General features: G+C 61.8%; 21 protein-coding genes. 13 read left to right on the top strand and 8 right to left on the bottom strand.

The window, feature by feature from the left end; all coding sequences use genetic code 11:
• Positions 1–24 precede the first annotated feature (24 nt).
• The 9 genes from fnrL to ccoS all read left to right on the top strand — a co-directional run bounded on the left by fnrL (position 25) and on the right by ccoS (position 8,657).
• Positions 25–759: a transcriptional regulator FnrL gene (gene fnrL / locus SJY10_RS05755; RefSeq protein ID WP_386680409.1), complete on the top strand. Its 735-nt coding sequence runs from the start codon at positions 25–27 to the stop codon at positions 757–759.
• Between the two features lie 110 nt (positions 760–869).
• Positions 870–2,480, top strand: coding sequence for a cytochrome-c oxidase, cbb3-type subunit I (gene ccoN, locus SJY10_RS05750; protein WP_386680406.1), 1,611 nt, complete (start codon positions 870–872; stop codon positions 2,478–2,480).
• Between the two features lie 11 nt (positions 2,481–2,491).
• Positions 2,492–3,217 (top strand): cytochrome-c oxidase, cbb3-type subunit II, encoded by a 726-nt coding sequence (ccoO, locus tag SJY10_RS05745; protein ID WP_386680403.1) that lies wholly within the window; start codon positions 2,492–2,494, stop codon positions 3,215–3,217.
• Positions 3,218–3,226: 9 nt separating this feature from the next.
• Entirely contained in the window at positions 3,227–3,451 is a 225-nt protein-coding gene (locus SJY10_RS05740) for a cbb3-type cytochrome c oxidase subunit 3 (RefSeq protein WP_386680400.1), read from the top strand.
• Entirely contained in the window at positions 3,444–4,352 is a 909-nt protein-coding gene (gene ccoP, locus SJY10_RS05735; RefSeq protein ID WP_386680397.1) for a cytochrome-c oxidase, cbb3-type subunit III, read from the top strand. Before SJY10_RS05740 ends, ccoP begins: the two co-directional genes overlap by 8 nt.
• Positions 4,353–4,466: 114 nt before the next feature.
• Positions 4,467–5,948 (top strand): cytochrome c oxidase accessory protein CcoG, encoded by a 1,482-nt coding sequence (ccoG, locus tag SJY10_RS05730; protein WP_386680394.1) that lies wholly within the window; start codon positions 4,467–4,469, stop codon positions 5,946–5,948.
• Entirely contained in the window at positions 5,945–6,397 is a 453-nt protein-coding gene (locus SJY10_RS05725; protein ID WP_386680391.1) for a FixH family protein, read from the top strand. Before ccoG ends, SJY10_RS05725 begins: the two co-directional genes overlap by 4 nt.
• Entirely contained in the window at positions 6,394–8,511 is a 2,118-nt protein-coding gene (locus SJY10_RS05720) for a heavy metal translocating P-type ATPase (protein WP_386680388.1), read from the top strand. Before SJY10_RS05725 ends, SJY10_RS05720 begins: the two co-directional genes overlap by 4 nt.
• Positions 8,508–8,657 carry a cbb3-type cytochrome oxidase assembly protein CcoS gene (ccoS, locus tag SJY10_RS05715; protein WP_386680385.1) on the top strand — a complete coding sequence of 50 codons (150 nt, stop codon included), beginning with the start codon at positions 8,508–8,510 and terminating at the stop codon, positions 8,655–8,657. Before SJY10_RS05720 ends, ccoS begins: the two co-directional genes overlap by 4 nt.
• A 60-nt stretch (positions 8,658–8,717) precedes the next feature.
• Here ccoS and SJY10_RS05710 read toward each other — a convergent pair whose 3' ends face one another.
• A complete protein-coding gene (locus tag SJY10_RS05710) occupies positions 8,718–9,494 on the bottom strand; it encodes a DUF1013 domain-containing protein (RefSeq protein ID WP_386680381.1) in 777 nt (258 codons plus the stop codon).
• Positions 9,495–9,631: 137 nt separating this feature from the next.
• On the opposite strand from SJY10_RS05710, the gene SJY10_RS05705 reads away from it, so the two are divergent.
• Together SJY10_RS05705 and purU are read left to right on the top strand one after the other, a co-directional pair.
• On the top strand, positions 9,632–10,264 hold the full coding sequence (locus SJY10_RS05705) for a ribonuclease T (protein ID WP_386680378.1): 633 nt from the start codon (positions 9,632–9,634) through the stop codon (positions 10,262–10,264).
• 123 nt (positions 10,265–10,387) lie between these two features.
• The gene (gene purU / locus SJY10_RS05700; RefSeq protein WP_386680376.1) at positions 10,388–11,272 is read left to right on the top strand and encodes a formyltetrahydrofolate deformylase; all 885 of its coding nucleotides are present in this window, start codon (positions 10,388–10,390) and stop codon (positions 11,270–11,272) included.
• Positions 11,273–11,322: 50 nt separating this feature from the next.
• On the opposite strand, the gene fmt is transcribed toward purU, so the two are convergent.
• From fmt to SJY10_RS05675, 5 genes are all read right to left on the bottom strand, one after another.
• Positions 11,323–12,222 (bottom strand): methionyl-tRNA formyltransferase, encoded by a 900-nt coding sequence (gene fmt, locus SJY10_RS05695; RefSeq protein ID WP_386680374.1) that lies wholly within the window; start codon positions 12,220–12,222, stop codon positions 11,323–11,325.
• 58 nt (positions 12,223–12,280) lie between these two features.
• Complete coding sequence (locus SJY10_RS05690; protein WP_386680372.1) at positions 12,281–12,754, bottom strand: CAP domain-containing protein; 474 nt, start codon at positions 12,752–12,754, stop codon at positions 12,281–12,283.
• Positions 12,755–12,823: 69 nt separating this feature from the next.
• Positions 12,824–13,630 carry an iron chelate uptake ABC transporter family permease subunit gene (locus tag SJY10_RS05685; protein WP_386684528.1) on the bottom strand — a complete coding sequence of 269 codons (807 nt, stop codon included), beginning with the start codon at positions 13,628–13,630 and terminating at the stop codon, positions 12,824–12,826.
• Positions 13,623–14,390 carry an ATP-binding cassette domain-containing protein gene (locus SJY10_RS05680; protein WP_386680370.1) on the bottom strand — a complete coding sequence of 256 codons (768 nt, stop codon included), beginning with the start codon at positions 14,388–14,390 and terminating at the stop codon, positions 13,623–13,625. The genes SJY10_RS05685 and SJY10_RS05680 overlap by 8 nt, the downstream gene beginning before the upstream one ends.
• Positions 14,387–14,854 carry a Fur family transcriptional regulator gene (locus SJY10_RS05675; protein ID WP_386680368.1) on the bottom strand — a complete coding sequence of 156 codons (468 nt, stop codon included), beginning with the start codon at positions 14,852–14,854 and terminating at the stop codon, positions 14,387–14,389. The genes SJY10_RS05680 and SJY10_RS05675 overlap by 4 nt, the downstream gene beginning before the upstream one ends.
• Positions 14,855–14,921: 67 nt before the next feature.
• On the opposite strand from SJY10_RS05675, the gene SJY10_RS05670 reads away from it, so the two are divergent.
• Positions 14,922–15,815 (top strand): zinc ABC transporter substrate-binding protein, encoded by an 894-nt coding sequence (locus SJY10_RS05670; protein ID WP_386680366.1) that lies wholly within the window; start codon positions 14,922–14,924, stop codon positions 15,813–15,815.
• Here the strand turns inward: SJY10_RS05670 and SJY10_RS05665 are convergent.
• Entirely contained in the window at positions 15,812–16,792 is a 981-nt protein-coding gene (locus tag SJY10_RS05665) for a YcjF family protein (RefSeq protein WP_386680364.1), read from the bottom strand. The two genes, SJY10_RS05670 and SJY10_RS05665, sit on opposite strands and share 4 nt — an antisense overlap.
• A complete protein-coding gene (locus SJY10_RS05660; protein ID WP_386680362.1) occupies positions 16,789–18,213 on the bottom strand; it encodes a YcjX family protein in 1,425 nt (474 codons plus the stop codon). The genes SJY10_RS05665 and SJY10_RS05660 overlap by 4 nt, the downstream gene beginning before the upstream one ends.
• A 98-nt stretch (positions 18,214–18,311) precedes the next feature.
• Between SJY10_RS05660 and truA the strand changes: the two genes are divergently transcribed.
• Entirely contained in the window at positions 18,312–19,079 is a 768-nt protein-coding gene (gene truA / locus SJY10_RS05655) for a tRNA pseudouridine(38-40) synthase TruA (protein WP_386680360.1), read from the top strand.
• The last annotated feature ends 128 nt before the right edge of the window (positions 19,080–19,207 follow it).

Raw genomic sequence — 19,207 nt, 5'->3', positions numbered from 1 at the left:
CGATCCTTGATACAGATCAAACCTATGATGATACCTGATCTTGTCGATGTGAAATGCAGCGCCTGTCCCATTCGTCACCGCGCCGTCTGTGCGCGCTGTGACACGGAAGAGTTGTTGCGCCTGGAGAAGATGAAGTCGTACCGCACTTTTCCCGCCGGAACGGAAATCCTCTGGCGCGGAGAACCGCTGGATTTCGTCGCATCGGTCGTCACCGGGGTGGCATCCTTGTCCAAAACGCTGGAAGACGGGCGCACGCAAATGGTCGGACTGCTGCTGCCGTCGGATTTCATCGGCCGCCCCGGCCGCGCCAAGATCGAATTCGATGTTACCGCCACAACGGATGTGACCCTTTGCTGCTTTGCCCGTGCCCCGTTCGAGGCGCTGGTACTGGACACCCCCCACATCGCCCAACGCCTGATGGAACTGGCCCTGGACGAGCTTGACGCCGCCCGCGACTGGATGCTGCTGCTGGGTCGCAAGACCGCGCGGGAAAAGATCGCGACTTTTCTTGATATGCTGGTCCGCCGGTCCCAGCTAGCCGAAGGCGCGGTGCCCGGCGCAGCACTGCATCTGCCAATGACCCGTGACCAGATTGCCAATTACCTTGGCCTGACACTGGAAACCGTCAGCCGCCAGTTCAGCGCCTTCAAACGCGAAGGGATCATTGACGTGCCAGACCGGCGCAGCGTGATCGTCATCAACATTGACCGGCTGCAAAATGCGACAGGCGATGACGCAGACGGCGGCGTCGTCGCCTAAACACACGCATTTTTGATGCAGATCAAAGTTTTGATCGTCCTCATCTTCTAGGCCCAAAGTTGGAACCGGCTGCGCCATGCGATGCGCCCCGGCACGTTGAGGGACTATTGATGAATTACGTCAAGCTGACGCTATTGGGCTGCGTGACGCTGATCGCAGCGCTCGGGGCGAATTGGGCACATGACCTGTCATACCAGGTGCATGCCTTTCTGATCATGTTGATTTCGGCATATCTGTTTGTGCAGGTGCTGCGCCAGACGGACGAGCCACCCGCCCCTGCCGCTCCGATGGATGAATACAATGACGGCGTGATTCGCGCCGGTGTGATCGCCACCGCCTTTTGGGGAATCGCGGGATTTCTGGTCGGCACCTTCATTGCCTTCCAGCTTGCCTTTCCGGCGCTGAACTTTGATTGGGCGCAACCCTTTGCCAACTTTGGCCGTCTGCGGCCGCTGCACACCAGCGCCGTGATCTTTGCCTTTGGCGGCAACGCGCTGATCTGCACGTCGTTCTATGTCGTGCAGCGCACCAGCGGCGTGCGCCTTTGGGGCGGCAAAACGGCCTGGTTTGTCTTTTGGGGCTATCAGTTGTTCATCGTTTTGGCGGCCACCGGCTATCTGCTGGGCGCAACCCAGTCCAAGGAATATGCAGAGCCTGAATGGTACGTCGATATCTGGCTGACCGTCATCTGGCTGGCCTATCTGGCGGTCTTTCTTGGCACCATCGTGCGCCGCCGGGAAAAGCATATCTACGTCGCCAACTGGTTCTATCTGGCCTTTATCATCACCGTCGCCATGCTGCATGTCGTCAACAACCTGTCGATCCCCGTCAGCTTTTGGGGCAGCAAATCGGTACAAGTCTTTGCGGGCGTTCAGGATGCCATGACCCAGTGGTGGTACGGCCACAACGCCGTCGGCTTCTTTTTGACCGCGGGCTTTTTAGGCATGATGTACTACTTCGTGCCAAAGCAGGCAGAGCGTCCGGTCTATAGCTACAAGCTATCGATCATCCACTTCTGGGCGCTGATCTTTCTTTATATCTGGGCGGGTCCGCACCACCTGCACTATACCGCCCTGCCCGATTGGGCTGCGACCCTTGGCATGGTGTTTTCCATCGTGCTGTGGATGCCCAGCTGGGGCGGCATGATCAACGGCCTGATGACCCTGCAAGGGGCTTGGGACAAACTGCGCACCGACCCGATCATGCGGATGTTTGTCCTGTCCCTTGGCTTTTACGGCATGTCCACATTCGAGGGTCCGATGATGTCGATCCGCGCCGTGAACTCGCTGTCACACTACACCGACTGGACCATCGGCCACGTTCATTCCGGCGCGCTTGGCTGGAACGGAATGATCACCTTCGCTTGTCTTTACTTTCTGACACCGCGCCTGTGGGGCCAAAAGGAAATGCATTCCATGCGCGCCATCAGCTGGCACTTCTGGCTGGCGACACTGGGGATCGTTCTTTACGCCTCCTCCATGTGGGTGTCGGGCATCATGGAAGGCCTGATGTGGCGTGAAGTCGATGACCAGGGTTTCCTTGTAAACGCATTCGCCGACACCGTCAGCGCCAAGTTCCCGATGTATGTCGTGCGCGGTCTAGGCGGGGTCATGTTCCTGTCCGGTGCCCTGATCATGGTCTGGAACATCTGGATGACTATCCGTGCCGGCAGACCTGCCACAATCGCAACCCCTGCACGCTACGCTGTTGCGGCTGAATAAGGATTAATTCCATGGCATTTCTTGATAAACACGCAATCCTTGAAAAAAGCCCGACGCTGCTGCTGGCCTTTTCGCTGGTCGTGGTCAGCATCGGCGGCATCGTGGAAATCGCACCGCTGTTCTGGCTGGAAAACACGATCGAAGAGGTCGAGGGCGTGCGCCCCTATTCCCCGCTCGAACTGACGGGGCGTGACATCTATGTCCGCGAGGGTTGCTATAGCTGCCACAGCCAGATGATCCGCCCGATGCGCGACGAGGTAGAGCGTTACGGCCATTATTCGTTGGCGGCAGAGTCCATGTATGACCACCCGTTCCAATGGGGGTCAAAGCGGACCGGGCCGGATCTGGCCCGCGTCGGCAACCGGTATTCGAACGCCTGGCACGTGGACCACCTGCGCGACCCGCAGGCCGTCGTTCCCGAAAGCGTCATGCCAAAGTATGCCTTTTTGGAAACCACGCCTGCCAAGGCCGAATACGTCGATGACCTGATGTCGACCCACCGCCTGGTCGGTGTGCCCTACGACGACGAAGACATCACGCAGGCCAAGCTGGATTTCCGCGCGCAGGCTGATCCCAATGCCGACACCTCTGGCCTGCTGGAACGCTATCCCGGCGCGGCGGTTGCAAACTTTGACGACCAGCCCGGCATTTCGGAAATGGATGCCCTGATTGCCTATCTGCAGGTGCTTGGCACGATGGTCGATTTTTCCACCTTCACCCCCGATGCCAGCCGATAGGAGGCTTTGATGGATACCTACACCTTCATGCGCCAACTGGCGGACAGTTGGGTTTTGCTGGCCATGTTCGGTTTTTTTGCCAGCGCCGCGATCTGGGCCTTTTTGCCCAGCCAGCGCAGCGCCCGCGAAGACGCCAGCATGATCCCGTTCCGCAACGAAGCAGCCCCGAAAACCAGCCCTGACGCGCGCGCCGATCAGGATGCGCCCAACCCAAAGGGTCAGCCCCATGACTGAGAAAACGACAGACAAGAACCCGGCCAAAGGCGACAATATCGACCCGGCAACCGGGGTCGAAACGACAGGCCACAGCTGGGATGGCATTTCAGAGCTGAACAACCCCCTGCCCCGTTGGTGGCTGTGGACGCTTTATGCCACCATTATCTGGGCGGTCGGCTACACGATCCTATATCCGGCCTGGCCGATGATTTCAGGGGCCACCGGCGGCACGCTGGGATGGTCCACGCGCGGCGCTGTGGCGCAGGATATCGCGGATCACGAAGCAAAGAACGCACAGCTGGTGGCCGATCTTGCCGCTGCCGATTTGCCAACTCTGGCCCCCGGCGATCCGCTGCACCGCTATGCCGTCGCCCGCGGCGGCGCGGTGTTTCGGGCCAATTGCAGCCAGTGCCATGGCTCTGGCGCGGCGGGGGCACTGGGTTATCCCAACCTGTTGGACGATGACTGGCTTTGGGGCGGCGACGTCGCTTCTATCGCCATGACCATCGACCACGGCATTCGCAACGACACCGATCCCGACGCCCGCTGGTCGCAGATGCCTGCCTTTGGCGATATCCTGTCAAAGCCGGAAATCGCCTCGCTTGTGACCTATGTCATCAGCCTGTCCGCCCCGGTCGAGGATCAGGAACAGGTCGCGCAAGGCGCTGTCCTGTTTTCCGAAAATTGCGCTGCGTGCCATAGCGATGACGCCAAAGGCAACCGCGATCTGGGCGCACCTAATCTGACGGACGCGATCTGGCTATATGGCGGCGATACCGCCAGCCTGACGCAGACAATCACGCAGGCCCGCTTTGGCGTCATGCCAGCCTGGGGCCAGCGGCTGTCGGATGTCGATGTCGATGCCGTGGCAGTCTATGTCCACAGCCTCGGCGGCGGCGAACAGGCACCGCAGCAGTAACGCCAGATGCGACGTAACGCCGCCCCCGGTCCGCGCCGGGGGCGGCTTTGATGTAAATCAAAGCCCGCGCGCCGCGGCCCCCCTATGCCAGACAGGCAATAGCACAGGTTTGTCATGTCTACTCCGTCCCTTTACGCCCCGCGCGAGCCGATCTTTCCCCGCCGAGTCAGCGGCACCTTTCGCCGTTTGAAGTGGTGGATTCTGGCGCTAACGCTGGGAATCTATTACATCACGCCATGGATCCGCTGGGACCGCGGCCCCGGCATGCCGGATCAGGCCGTACTGGTGGATCTGGCCCACCGCCGCTTCTATTTCTTCTGGATCGAGATTTGGCCCCACGAATTCTACTTCGTCGCGGGCCTGCTGATCATGGCGGGCCTTGGGCTGTTTTTGTTCACCTCGGCGCTAGGTCGGGTCTGGTGCGGCTATACCTGCCCGCAAACCGTCTGGACGGATCTGTTTATCCTTGTGGAACGCTGGATCGAAGGCGACCGCAACGCACGGGTGCGGCTGCACAAGGCCAAATGGTCCGTGCACAAGGCGTGGCTGCGCAGCGTGAAATGGACGGTGTGGCTTGCCATCGCAATGGCCACGGGGGGCGCTTGGGTGTTCTATTTCACCGATGCCCCCGCCCTGCTGGTTGATCTTTTGAACGGCAGCGCCCACCCCGCCGCCTATATCACCATCGCAATCCTGACCGCGACGACCTTTGTTTTTGGCGGCTTCATGCGCGAACAGGTCTGCATCTACATGTGCCCCTGGCCGCGTATTCAGGCAGCGATGATGGACCCGGATACCCTGACCGTTGCCTACCGCGACTGGCGAGGAGAGCCGCGCGGTAAGGGCAAACGCATCGACCCCAAGGTGCCCAATTCGCATGTTCCCGATCTGGCGCAGGCCCTGCATGCCGGAACTGATCCGGTCGCGACCAAGGGCGATTGCATCGATTGTATGGCTTGCGTGAACGTTTGCCCGATGGGCATCGACATCCGCGACGGGCAGCAGATGGAGTGTATCACCTGCGCGCTGTGCATCGACGCCTGCGACGATGTGATGGACCGGATCGGCAAGCCCCGCGGCCTGATCGACTACATGGCACTGACTGACGAGCCGCGGGAACGCGCCGGCCTGCCGCCGCGCCCGATCTGGCATCATATCCTGCGCCCGCGCACGATCGTCTATACCCTGCTTTGGTCGGCCATCGGCGTTGGCCTTGTCTATGCGCTGTTTGTCCGCTCTCCGATTGAACTGACCGTCAGCCCGGTTCGCAATCCGACCTATGTGGTCCAGTCCAATGGTGCGATCCGCAACATCTATGACGTGCGGCTGCGGAACAAATCGCTAAATGATGCGGAATTCCGCCTGAGCCTGACCGCCGATACCGTGCTGCGCATTGACCTGGAGGGACAGACGGACCGCGATGTGACCGTCACCGTGCCCGCCGATACCAGTCTTACCCAGCGCGTCTATGTCACGGCCCGGCCGTCCGATCCGGCCGCGACCGCCCATAGCACCCCGCTGCGTTTCTGGGTCGAGGATGCAGCAACCGGCGACCGCGCAAGTCAATCCACTACATTCAACGGGAGAGTCCAATGACTCGTGAAATCACCGGCTGGCACGTCCTTGGTGTCTTTGTTCTGGCCTTCAGCATCATCATCGCGGTCAATGTGACTTTGGCCGTGCAGGCCGTGCGCACCTTTCCCGGACTGGAGGTCAAGAATTCCTATGTCGCCAGCCAGACCTTTGACGCCGACCGTGATGCGCAGGTGGGGCTGAACTGGGACGTCAGCGCAACGCTGCAAGGCAGCGAACTTGCCCTGTTTGTCGCGCAGGACGGCCAGCCCATCGCCCCGAGGGTCGAGGATGCAACCTTTGGCCGCGCCACCAGCGTCGCCCGTGACCAGACCCCGCATTTCCGTTTTGAGGATGGCGCATTGCGTGCACCGGTTGTCGGCGGCGATGGCAACTGGAACCTGCGCGTCAAGCTGCGGGCCGAGGATGGCACGCTGTTCCAGCAACGCGTTATCGTAAAGGTGCTGCCATGATGTCAGGTTGCCCCGCCTGCGCTGCGGCCCCTTTGGCGCAGGAAACAGCGCAGGGCCCTGCCCTGCAGTTTTCCGTCCCCGGCGTCACCTGCGCCGCGTGCATCGGAAAAATCGAACGTGGCCTGTCGCACCTGAACGGCGTCGCATCGGTACGCGTGAACCTGTCGATGAAACGGCTTTCCGTGGCCGGCCAGATCGACCCCGAGGCGGTGCAAACCGCCGTGGCCGATATGGGATACGAGATTTACCCCCTTGATATCGCCCGGCTAGAGGCGGCGCGCGATGCCCAGGGGCGCGCCCTGCTGCTGCGCATGGCCGTCGCGGGCTTTGCCATGATGAACGTGATGCTGCTGTCCGTCGCGGTCTGGTCCGGCGCAGAGGGCGCGACGCGGGACATGTTCCACATGATCTCTGCCATGATTGCGCTGCCGACGGTCGCCTATGCGGCGCAGCCGTTCTTTGTCTCGGCCATGACCGCGCTGCGGGCGGGGCGGCTGAACATGGATGTGCCGATCTCTCTTGCGATCCTCCTGGCCTCTGGCATGTCACTGTTTGAATCCCTGTCGGGGGGCGAGCACGCCTATTTCGACGCCGCCTTGTCGCTGACATTCTTCCTGCTGATCGGTCGCTATCTGGATCACCGCACCCGCACCACGGCCCGGTCCGCCGCGCGCGAGCTCGCCGCGCTAGAGGTGCAGACCGCCACGCGCATCAGCGGTACCCAAAGCGAAACAGTGCCGGCCGAAGACCTGCGCATGGGCGATATCGTCTTGGTGCCGACCGGCGCGCGCGTGCCTGTTGATGGCATTCTGCTTTCGACGGCGGCCCTGATCGACCGGTCGATCCTGACGGGCGAAAGCGACGCGGTTAGTCTGGACGCCGGCGCGACCCTGCAAGCAGGAGAGGTCAATTTGACCGCTCCCCTGCGCCTGCGATCGGTCTGCGATGGCACCGATACGTCCTTGCGCCGCATGGCTACGCTGGTTGAAACGGCGGAAAATGCGCGCAACAGTTATACCGCGCTGGCTGACCGCGCGGCGCAGATTTATGCCCCCGCCGTGCACGGGCTGGCGCTGGTGGCCTTTGCCGCCTGGTGGTTTGCCACCGGCGATCTGCGCTTTGCCGTCAACGTGGCGACCGCCGTATTGATCATTACCTGCCCCTGCGCCCTTGGTCTTGCGGTGCCTGCGGTATCCACGGCTGCCGTCAGCCGCCTGTTTTCATTGGGCTATCTGGTGCGCCACGCCACTGCGCTGGAACGACTGGCCGAGGTTAGCCATGTCATTTGCGACAAGACAGGCACCCTGACACGGCCATTTGTCGAACTGCCGCAAGACCTGAGCGCGACAGACCGCCAGATCGCAAAGGCGCTAGCGCAAAGTTCGAACCACCCGCTGTCGCGGGCGATTGTCACGGCGCTGGGCGATACACCAGCGGCAGAGCTGACAGATGTACGCGAAGTCCCGGGCAACGGCGTCATGGGCTACTACGGCAAAGTCATGGCCCGTCTGGGCCGGGGCGGGTGGATTGGCGCACAGACACCGGGCCTGTGCCTGGCCATCGGCAACGATGCCCCCTACCCGCTTGAGGTGCCAGAGGTCGTGCGCCCCGGCGTGGAATCCGCCATCGCCGCCCTTGATCTGCCCTGCGAAATCGTGACCGGCGATGCTGAACTTTCGGCGCAAAGGCTGGCGGCATGTCTGTCGGTGCCCTATATCGCTGGCGCGTCGCCGCAAGACAAGCTGGACCGTCTGCACGCTTTGGCCGATGACGGGCAGCGTGTTTTGATGATCGGTGACGGTCTGAACGACACCGCGGTTCTGGCGGCGGCGCATGCCTCTATTGCGCCATCGACCGCGCTGGAGGCATCGCGCAATGCTGCCGATGTCGTTGTGCTGAAGGACAGCTTTAAAGATCTGCCGCTGGTGTTGCATATCGCCCGCGCAACACGCAGGCTGTCGCAACAAAACTTTGCCATCGCCGCGCTATATAATGCCGTCGCGATCCCGATCGCGCTGGCAGGTGTTGCAACGCCGCTGATGGCGGCCTTGGCAATGTCGGTGTCGTCTTTGACAGTGCTGCTGAATGCGCAGCGGATGCGGTGGGTAAAATGAACGTTCTTGTCGTCCTGATCCCAATTTCACTGATCCTTGGCAGTGCGGGGCTTGTTGCCTTCATCTGGACGGTGCGGTCGCAGCAATATGACGACGACAGCGGCAATGCGGCCCGCATCCTGCTGGACGAAGAAGACCGCGTCTGACCCCTGAAACGCAAAAGCCCCGGCACAATGGCCGGGGCTTTTCGTCATCGGGCGAACGACTTAACGGTCGTCGTCGTCATCATCATTGGTCGCGTCAATGTCGTCGGGCAGGTTAAAGAAGCTGTCCGCATCGCGGATATCGCGCTTGTCTTCGACTTCTTCCTCCTCCACCGGGGCATCATCGGCCAGGGTAAAGGTTTCCAGCCCCGCCATAGAGGCCGGCATTTTCGGGTCGGCCGACATGCCAAGGCTGCTTTCCGTCGACACCAGCTTGCGGCGTTCGTCATCGGTCATCGCCGTGCCTTCGCGGGCGCGCTTTGCGTTGGCTTTTTGCACGGCAGCGTCAAGTTCGGACTGCTTGCACAGACCCAGCGCGACGGGGTCAATCGGTTCCAGATTGTTAATATTCCAGTGCGTCCGGTCACGGATTGCAGCGATCGTCGGCTTGGTGGTGCCGACCAGCTTGCTGATCTGCGCATCTTCCAGTTCGGGGTGGAATTTCACCAGCCAATAGATCGACGCCGGACGGTCCTGACGCTTGGACAGGGGCGTATAGCGCGGGCCGCGGCGCTTTTCCTCGCCCTGGGCAGAGGCGATGAACTTCAGCTTCAGCTTGTGCTGCGGATTGGCCTGGGCGCGGTCCAGCTCTTCTTGGGTCAACTGGTTGTTGCTGATCGGATCAAACCCTTTGACGCCCGTGGCCACATCGCCGTCGGCAATGCCCTGCACCTCTAGCGGGTGCAGGCCGCAGAAATCTGCAATCTGCTGAAAGGTCAGCGTCGTATTGTCGCACAGCCAGACTGCGGTGGCCTTGGCCATGATCGGTTTATCGGACATCGTCTTCACTCCTATCCATCAATTCGACAAGCCTTCCCTGCGCCCTTGAAGGGGCTGACCGCTGGGGCCGGGTTCACATTGTCGGGGAACTTGGATGTAATATAGGTGAACCAGCCGAAATTGGGAAGATGAAAAACATGAAAGCCGCCCTGACAGCCCTTGCGCTGATGATCGCCGGACCAACCGCAGCACAGGACAAGGCGGGTGAATTCGATTACTATGTCATGTCGCTGTCGTGGTCGCCCAACTGGTGCGACCAGACGGGGCGTGCGCGCAATTCGCCTCAATGTGCGCAAGACGCGGATTTCGGTTGGGTGCTGCACGGGCTTTGGCCGCAATACGATCGCGGCTATCCGCAGGATTGCCACAGCACATATGCGCCCCCGTCCCGCCGCGACACCGAAGGCATGGCCGATATCATGGGGACATCCGGCCTGGCTTGGTATCAGTGGAACAAGCACGGCAGCTGCACCGGTCTGTCACCGCAATCCTATTATCGCACGGCGCGGCAGGCCTTTGACAGCATCCAAATTCCGCAGGCGTTCAGCAAACTGACCCGCGACGTGACCCTGCCTGCCAGCCTGATCGAGGATGCCTTTGTCGACGCCAATCCCCAATTGCCCCGCGACGGCGTAACGATCACCTGCCGGGACGGTGCCATTCAGGAAGCCCGCATTTGCCTGACCCGCGACCTGCAACCACGCGAATGCGGTGTCGATGTGATCCGCGATTGCACCCTGACCAGCGCCGCCTTTGGGGCCATCGATTGACCCTGCCGCGCTGCGCGGTCGTTTTCGCCCCCGGCAGCGCCGTTTCCAACTTGTGCCGGCAGGCCAAGATAGGGGACAACGGCCAACAACGGCCTGCCCGCCCACTGAAGAAAAGTTAGCCATATGACAAACTATGCCCTGACCGTGAATTGCCCGTCTTCCAAGGGGATCGTCGCCGCGATCGCCAATTACATGGCGGACAATGATTGCAACATCACCGACTCGTCCCAGTTCGACGACCCGGAAACCGGCCAGTTCTTTATGCGCATGAGCTTTGAAAACGACGGCACGCGGGATCTGGAAGGATTACATCAGGGCTTTGCCGCACCGGCGGAAAAGTTTGCCATGGAATACGCCTTTCACGACGAAAGCGTTAAGATGAAAGTCGTCATCATGGTCAGCCGCTTTGGCCATTGTCTGAACGATCTGCTGTATCGCTGGCGCATCGGGGCGCTGCCGATTGATATCGTGGCGGTAATTTCCAACCATCTGGATTACCAAAAGGTCGTCGTGAACCACGACATCCCGTTCCACTGCATAAAGGTCACGCCGGAAAACAAGCCCCAGGCCGAAGCGCAGATCATGTCCGTGGTCGAAGATTCCGGCGCAGAGCTGATCGTGCTGGCGCGCTACATGCAGATTTTGTCGGACCGTATGTGCCAGACCATGTCCGGCCGGATCATCAACATCCACCACTCTTTCCTGCCCAGCTTCAAAGGGGCCAACCCCTACAAGCAAGCGTTCGAGCGCGGCGTAAAGCTGATCGGCGCGACATCCCACTACGTCACCGCCGATCTGGACGAGGGTCCAATCATCGAACAGGACACGGTCCGCGTCACCCATGCGCAATCGGCAGGTGACTATGTGTCGCTTGGCCGCGACGTGGAGGCGCAGGTGCTGGCCCGCGCCATCCATGCCCATATCCACCGCCGCGTGTTTCTGAACGGCAACAAGACCATCGTCTTCCCGCCCTCGCCCGGCTCTTATGTTTCGGAACGGATGGGCTGATCGGCAAAACGCCCGCGGCACTGTCTGCGGGCGTTTATTGTTTCAGATTGCTACATGACAAACGGGCCGGGATCGAAGCCGCGCAGAGCGATATCCGCATCCAGCGCCTTGCCCCCTGCCCGCTGCAACCGCGTGATCTGCACCGCGCCGCTGCCACAGGCGACGGTCAAACCGGTCAGGACCTGACCCGGCTCGCCCGCGCCACCGGCCACGGCGCTGCCCAGCAGCTTTACCCGCTCGCCTCCGATTTCGCACCATGCCCCCGGAAAGGGAGACAGGCCGCGGATTTGCCGGTTGACCTGCGCGGCAGGCTGGGTCCAGTCGATCCGCGCCTCGGCCTTGTCGATCTTGGCGGCATAGGTGACGCCCTCCTCTGGCTGCACCTGCGGTGACAAGTCCGGCAGCTGGTCCAACGCCTGCACAATCAGCGCGGCCCCCATCGCGGACAGACGGTCGTGCAAACCGCCTGTGGTTTCATCCGGCGTAATCAGGGTGGCCTGCCGCAGCAGGACAGGCCCGGTATCAAGGCCCGCTTCCATCTGCATGATACAAATGCCGGTTTCCGCATCCCCCGCCATGATCGCGCGGTGGATCGGTGCGGCTCCGCGCCAACGCGGCAGCAGGCTGGCGTGAATGTTCAGGCAACCATGGCGCGGCGCGTCCAGCACAGCCTGCGGCAGGATCAGGCCATAGGCGACAACGACGGCAATATCAGCGTTCAATGCGGCGAATTCCGCCTGCGCCTCTGCACCTTTCAGCGAAACAGGGTGGCGGACGGGCAGACCTAGGTCCAGCGCACGCTGATGAACAGCGCCGGGCCGATCCTTTTTCCCGCGCCCTGCAGGGCGTGGCGGCTGGGTATAGACGGCGGCGATATCGTGACCCGCATCATGCAGGGCCTGCAGGACCGGCACTGAAAACTCCGGCGTTCCCATAAAGACAATACGCATCTGACTGGCCTTCCCCGTTTGGATCAGCCCAGCAGATAGCGCGGCACAGCAGCTTTTGCTAGCAGCTGCGCCCGACCACCAGCACCCAGTTCGGGCCTTGTGCGCCTTGGGTAATGGCAATGCCCATTTCCTTGACCCGCGGATGCAACATATTCGCGCGGTGCCCGGCAGAATTCATCCAGCCGCCGATAATCTGCCCGGCCGTCGGAAAGCCCCAGGCCAGATTTTCCGCAACAGTGCAGTAGGCATAACCGGCAGAGCGGACGCGGGCCCCGACGTTCGAACCGTTACTGCCCTTGTGACCAAAGAAGGCATGGGTCGACATATCGCAGGCATGGCCTGTGGCCGCGCGCCCCAGCGTAGGGTTGTATGTCAGCGGTGCCAAACCGTTTGCCTGTCGCTGGGCATTCACGCCCGCCGCGACTTGGTTCGCCATCTGCGTCACATTGCTCGGCATGGCGCAGCTGTTTGCGGCAGCGGCACTTTGAGCGGTGACCACAAGAAAGGCGGCTGCAAGAATGGACCGGATCATAAATACCTCTGCAAGAAAGTGGGTGCAGGGGTATGTTTGCAGGGGGATTAAGGCAACCTTAGGCCCAGATCACGGCGCGGACCCGCCTATTGTACGCAATTTTTCGCCAATTGTGGTCAAGGTGAACAGAACGACCGCCACCACAACGATAGATGGTCCTGCAGGCGTATCCATTTTGAGCGACATCATCAAACCGCCCGTTGCGGACATGATACCGATGATCGCAGCCCGCAGCGCCATCCCTTCGGGAGAGTTCGCAAGCCGCCGGGCCCCCGCAGCGGGAATGACCAGCAACGCGGTAATCAGCAGCGCGCCGACAACCTTGATCGCAACGGCCACGACCCCGGCCAGCAGCAGCGTCAGGATCAGGTTTTCGCGCCGGGGATTAACGCCAGACGCTGTGGCAAGGTCCGGGTTCAGCGTTGCAAGCAACAATGCGGACCAGTGAAACCACAACACGCCCAGCACAAGCGCCGCGCCGCCCCAGATGACAGCAATATCCATGCGGGACACGGTCAAAACATCGCCGAACAGATAAGCCTCTAGGTTGATACGCGCGCCGGGGATCAGGGTGACGGCGACAAGCCCTGTCGCCAGGGCACCGTGGGCGATGACACCCAAAATGGTGTCGGTGCCCTGCGCCCGGTCGGACAGACGATGGATCAGAAAGGCGACAATCAAGGCAATCGCCGCAACCCCCGCAAAGATCGAGATGTTTAGCGCCAAAGCGATCGCAACCCCGAGGATCGCCGCATGGGCCGTCGCATCGCCAAAATAGGCCATGCGCCGCCAGACGACAAAACAGCCCAAAACCGATGCCGCCAGCGCTGTGCCGATTGCCGCCAGGGCGGCACGAACCAGAAAGTCATCAAGCATGATCATGCGCCTTGTGATGGTGCCCATCGGCGTGGTTGTGGTCATGGCCGTGATCATGCCCGTGGTCGTGATCGTGGCGGTACAATGCCAACGCGCCGCCCGTGCCGGTGCCGAACAATTCGCGATAGGCCGGCGCGGCAGAGACGACCTCTGGCGTGCCTTCGCAGCAGATATGTCCGTTCAGACAAATCACCCGGTCAGAGGCGGACATGACGACATGCAACTCGTGACTGACCATCAGGACGGCACAGTTCAGGTTCCGGCGCACACCTTCAACAAGGCGGTAGAAGCTGGCCGATCCGGGCTGGTCCAGTCCTTGCGTCGCCTCGTCAAGGATCAGCAGTTGCGGGCGCGCCAGCAAGGCGCGGGCCAGCAAAACCCGCTGGAACTGCCCCCCCGACAAATCCGCCATCTGACGCTTTGCCACTTCTGGCACACCGGCTTTTTCCAGCGCTTTGGCAGCGACGGCATTGCTGACCCGGTGCGGCAGATCCAGAAAGCGCCGTGCCGTCAGTGGCAGCGTGGCATCTATTGCCAGCTTTTGCGGAACATAGCCGATCCGTATCTGCGGCGCACGTGTGACCGTCCCGCGATCCGGGGTCAGGGCACCGATCAGGACACGCAGCAAGGTGGATTTGCCAGACCCGTTCGGCCCGACAATTGTGACGATCTCTCCGGCTTTGATATCAAGCCCGACCTGCTGCAGAATGGTATTGCCGTTGCGCGTAACGGCAATATCCTTGGCGGACAAAAGGGTCATGGCTGTGTCTGGCACGCAGGGCACAGGCCCTGCGCCTCGATCACGGTTTGCTCGATCGCAAATCCGGCCTGGGACGCCATCTGCCCCAAGGGGGCAGCCGTGCTTGTTTCTGCAACCTTGTGACAGCTGCGGCAAATCAGAAAGGCCGGCGCATGATCCGCACCCGGGTGGGTGCAGGCGATAAAGGCGTTCAGGCCTTCGATCCGGTGCGCAAAGCCGTTTTCCACTAAAAAGCCCAGCGCGCGATAGGCGACCGGCGGCTTGGACCCAAGCCCTTCTGCATCCAGCCGCGCGAGGACGTCATAGGCCCCCAGCGCCACGTGACTTTCCAGCAAAATTTCCAGCACGCGGCGGCGCACCGGCGTAAGGCGCAGGTCCGCATCGGCGCAATACTGCTCTGCGCTACTGATTGCATCGGCAACACAGGCGTTGTGATCGTGGCGGTCAAATCCGTTGGCAGTCATGGGCGGCCTTGTTATGTTATAACATACAATTTATAGCCCCCCACTATTCCAACTGCAAGAGGCCCAAATGATTCGTTCACTTTCCGCTGCACTCGTCTTGAGCGCGACGCAGGCTTTCGCCGATGCGCCAATCGTCGTGACCGATATTGCGCCAATCCACAGCCTTGTTACGCAGGTTATGGCCGGGGTGGGCACGCCAGAACTGCTGGTGCCGCCGGGCGCTGACGCTCATAGCCTTGCCCTGCGTCCGTCCGATGCCCGCAAGCTGTCGCAGGCAGAAATCATCGTCTGGGTCGGTCCGTCCCTGACGCCCTGGCTGTCGGATCCGCTGGAAACGCTGGCCCCGGCGGCTGCGATGCTGACGCTTTTGGACGTGCCCGGCTGGGCCCACCGCGAAATGGCGGAGGGGCATGACCACGGCGCAGAAGAAGAGCACGGCGACCATGCGGTTGACCCCCACGCTTGGCTGGACCCGGAAATTGCCATGGTCTGGGTCCGTGCGATCCGTAATACGCTGGTCACCTCTGACCCGGATAATGCCAGCACCTATACGGCGAATGCCGGCGATGCGCTGGCCGGTCTGATGTCATTGCACGACCGCATTACCGCCGATCTGGCCGGCGTGCAGCCCGAAAGCTGGATCGCCCCGCATGCCGCATATGGCTATTTTTCGGACCGCTATAATGTGCCCGCAGCCGATGCCGTGGCCGACAGCGACGCCGAAGCCCCCGGCCCCACCCATCTGGCCGAACTGCGCGCTTTGGTCGAAGCAGGCACCGTCACCTGCGTGATGTCAGAAACGCACGCGCCAACCGATTATGCGACACTGCTGACCGAAGGCACTGATGCCCGTACTGCCGTGATCGACGACACCGGCATGACGCTTGACCCCGGTCCCGCGCTTTATCGCGATTTGCTGTCCGCTATTGCAACGCAGTTGAAGGACTGCGCCGCGTCCTAGGGCGTTCCAAACAGACCTGTTAGCGCCCGTTGCACCGTACCGGTGACCGACGGGCGCTTGAGCGCCTGAAACGGCAGGGGGCGGCACACTTCTATTGCGGCAATGCCGACACGGGCGGTCAGGGCACCGTTCACGACACCCTCGCCAAAGCGGCGGGACACTTTGGACAACAGCCCGCCGCCTGCAACGGAATGGATCAGATCGTCACCCACGGCCACTGCGCCGGTCGCCACCAGATGCGTCAACACGGTACGCACCAGTCGCAAGCTGCCTAAAGTGCCAGAGCGTCCGCCGTAAATTTCGGCGATGCGGCGGATCATCCGCAGGTTCGACGCAAGCGCCGTAAACACATCGGCCAGCGCCAGCGGCACGACAGCCGTCACGACTGCAACCTGCCGCGCGGCGGCCTGCACTTCTGCCACAGCACGGGCGTCCAGCGGTTCCAGCAGACTGCGTTCCGCCAGATCAAGCAGCCCGTCGGCATCCATAATTTCCGCTGCGCGTTCAGCCAGTTGCTGGCGGCCCCAGGTCGTATCGGCGCGTTTTGCATAAAGCGCGGTCAAATGATCCACCACCTTGCGCGCCATCGGCAGGTCAGCGCCGGCATGCGCCTTTGCAGCCTCGACCTGCACGCGGTCGATGCGTCGCAACCGGCTAAAAGCTGACAGTTCCCGCATGGCAATCGCCAGCAGGACGCAGCAAAAGATGATCAGCAGCGCGCTGAAGGCCATGCCAAGAAACGGGTTGCTGGCGATCAGACCGGTGACGAAATTCCACGCCGCCAGCGACACCATAAAACCGATGATGGTGATCAGCAGCGACCAGAACCATTTGCCCAGCGGCGAAGACCGCCGCGCTGCCAGTGCGGCCACCTTTTGCATCGCAGCCCCCTGCGGTGCCTCATCCATGATGACCGGCGCCGTGGCGGGCGTGATGTCAGAGGTTTCCTCAAGGTCGATCAGCACGGGACGTTTCAAAGCAAGTCTCCGATCAGGAATTCTGCGGCCTTGTCCAGCCGGATATGCGGCGGGCCTTCGCCGGGACGCAGGGTCAGCGGTGCGGGGGCAAAGCGCATGATCTTGTAATCACCGCTGCCCCAATCAGCCGCACCGGCGCGGGCGGGGGCCAGCAGGTGCTGGGGATCGGTCGGCAAGGCCCCGGGATAGAACGCAGCCTGTTTGCCGGTATCCAGCAACCGCCCGCGCACAACATCCAGCGGGCCATCGCGGTGATCGACGGTTTCCTCGACAGTGGTGCGCAGGGCTGCGATGGACATCGCCTGCGTCTGCGCCCCTGCGAAATCGGCCCGGTCTTTCGCCTCTCGCAGCAGGGCCTGGGTGATCGCGGTCAGCTGCGGGTGCTGGGTGTGGTGCAGATGGTCCGCCTTGGTTGCGGCAAACAAAATCTTTTCCACCCGCCGGCCAGAGAAGATGCGGCTGATGAAACTGTTGCGTCCGGGATTGAATGCACCAAGGATATCCGCCATCGCCGTGCGCAGATCATCCACCGCACGCGGGCCATTGTGGATCGCGCCCAGAACGTCAACCAGCACGACCTGCCTATCAATTCTTGCAAAATGATCGCGGAAAAACGGCTGCACGACGTTTTTCTTGTAGGATTCGAACCTGCGCCCCATTTCGCGGCCCAAGCTGCCGCGTGCAAAATCCGCCGCTGGAAGCGGCGCAAAGGTCAGCACAGGACTGCCGGCCAGATCGCCGGGCAACAGGAACCGCCCCGGCGTGCAGTCGGAATACCCCTGCGCACGCGATGCATTCAGGTGCGCGGTATAGGCCTGCGCCAGCGCCTTGGCGGCAAGCTCTTCCAGCGGTTTTGCCGCGTCTGTCTGTGCCACCAAAGCCAGATATTCATCGCCCAAAGGGCGCCCTGCGCAGCGGGCCAGCGCACCCTTGGACCATTCGGCATAGGTTTGATCCAGCAGGCCAAGGTCCAGCAACCATTCGCCGGGGTAATCGACGATATCCAGATGCACGGTGCGCACGCCCTGCAGGCCCGCCATGAAGCCCGTAGGCTGCACTTTGAACGACAGCCGCAATTCCGAAATCTGGCGCGTGCCATCGGGCCATTTCGGATCGGTGGCGGTCAGTTGCGCAAGGTAAGCCTCGTAATCAAAGCGCGGCAGCGTGTCGTCGGGTTGCGGCTGCAAATAGGCCATCTGGATGGCCCCGCTGGCGGCAGCGCGTAGTTGCGGCATGCGGCCCCGGTCCATCAGGTTCGCCACAAGCGAGGTGATGAACACAGTCTTACCCGCCCGCGACAGCCCGGTGACGCCAAGCCGGATCACGGGATCGCTGAATGGCGCGGTAATCGGCCGGGTGACCGCCCCTGCCGCCTGGCCCACGCCGCGCAGAATGCCTTCGGTGATGTCAAACAGGCCCACGCGCTGCCCCCTTTGCTTTGGTCCATGCGACAGATAGGCCCCAAAGCGGCGCTTGGGTAGGGATTGATTTTGCGCAAAGCCCGGCCTAAGCCCGCGCCATGCCCCGTTTTGCACTGAAAATTGAATATGACGGCTCGCCTTTTGCCGGATGGCAGCGACAGGCTGACCAGCCTTCGGTGCAGGGCGCGACAGAGGCTGCGCTGGCCAAACTCGAACCCGGTGCCCATACCATCGCCGCCGCCGGGCGCACGGATTCCGGTGTTCATGCGACGGGACAGGTCGCCCATTGCGACCTGACCCGCGACTGGGAGCCCTTTCGCCTGTCAGAGGCCCTGAATTATCATCTGAAGCCCGCACCGGTGGCGATCACCGCATGCGCAAGGGTCGATGACGACTGGCATGCCCGCTTTTCCGCGACCGAGCGGCGCTATCTGTTTCGGCTTGCCGCCCGCCGTGCGCCACTGGCGCTGGATGCGGGCCGCATGTGGCAGGTCAGGATGCCACTGGATGCCGCCGCGATGCAGGCCGGGGCGGATCATTTGCTGGGGCGGCACGATTTCACCACCTTTCGGGCTGCCATGTGCCAGGCCGACAGCCCTGTGCGCACGCTGGATGAACTGCGCATCGAACAGATGCCCACCCATGCCGGGCAGTTGTTCCACATCCACGTCCGCGCCCGGTCGTTCCTGCACAATCAGGTCCGCAGCTTTGTCGGCACGCTGGAACGTGTTGGCAGCGGACACTGGCCGCCCGAACAGGTGAAAACCGCGCTGGAGGCACGCGACCGCGCGGCCTGCGGTCCGGTCTGTCCGCCGCAAGGTCTTTATCTGGCTGGCGTGACTTATCCGGATGATCCATTCGCCTAGGCGGCTTATTGCCCGCCCCCCCGGCCTGACGCAAATCTGTTGCCGCCACGTTAACAAAGCCGCCCAAACCTGCGCCAGATCGGTGTTTTATCCACAGGTTTGTTTGCGTTTGTTTCAAGGCACGCTAC

It is taken from the genome of Loktanella sp. R86503 (genome assembly GCF_042466455.1).
Classification (GTDB): domain Bacteria; phylum Pseudomonadota; class Alphaproteobacteria; order Rhodobacterales; family Rhodobacteraceae; genus Loktanella.
Note: the sequence above shows the minus strand (reverse complement) of the source record. Positions and strands in the feature narration are given on the sequence as shown.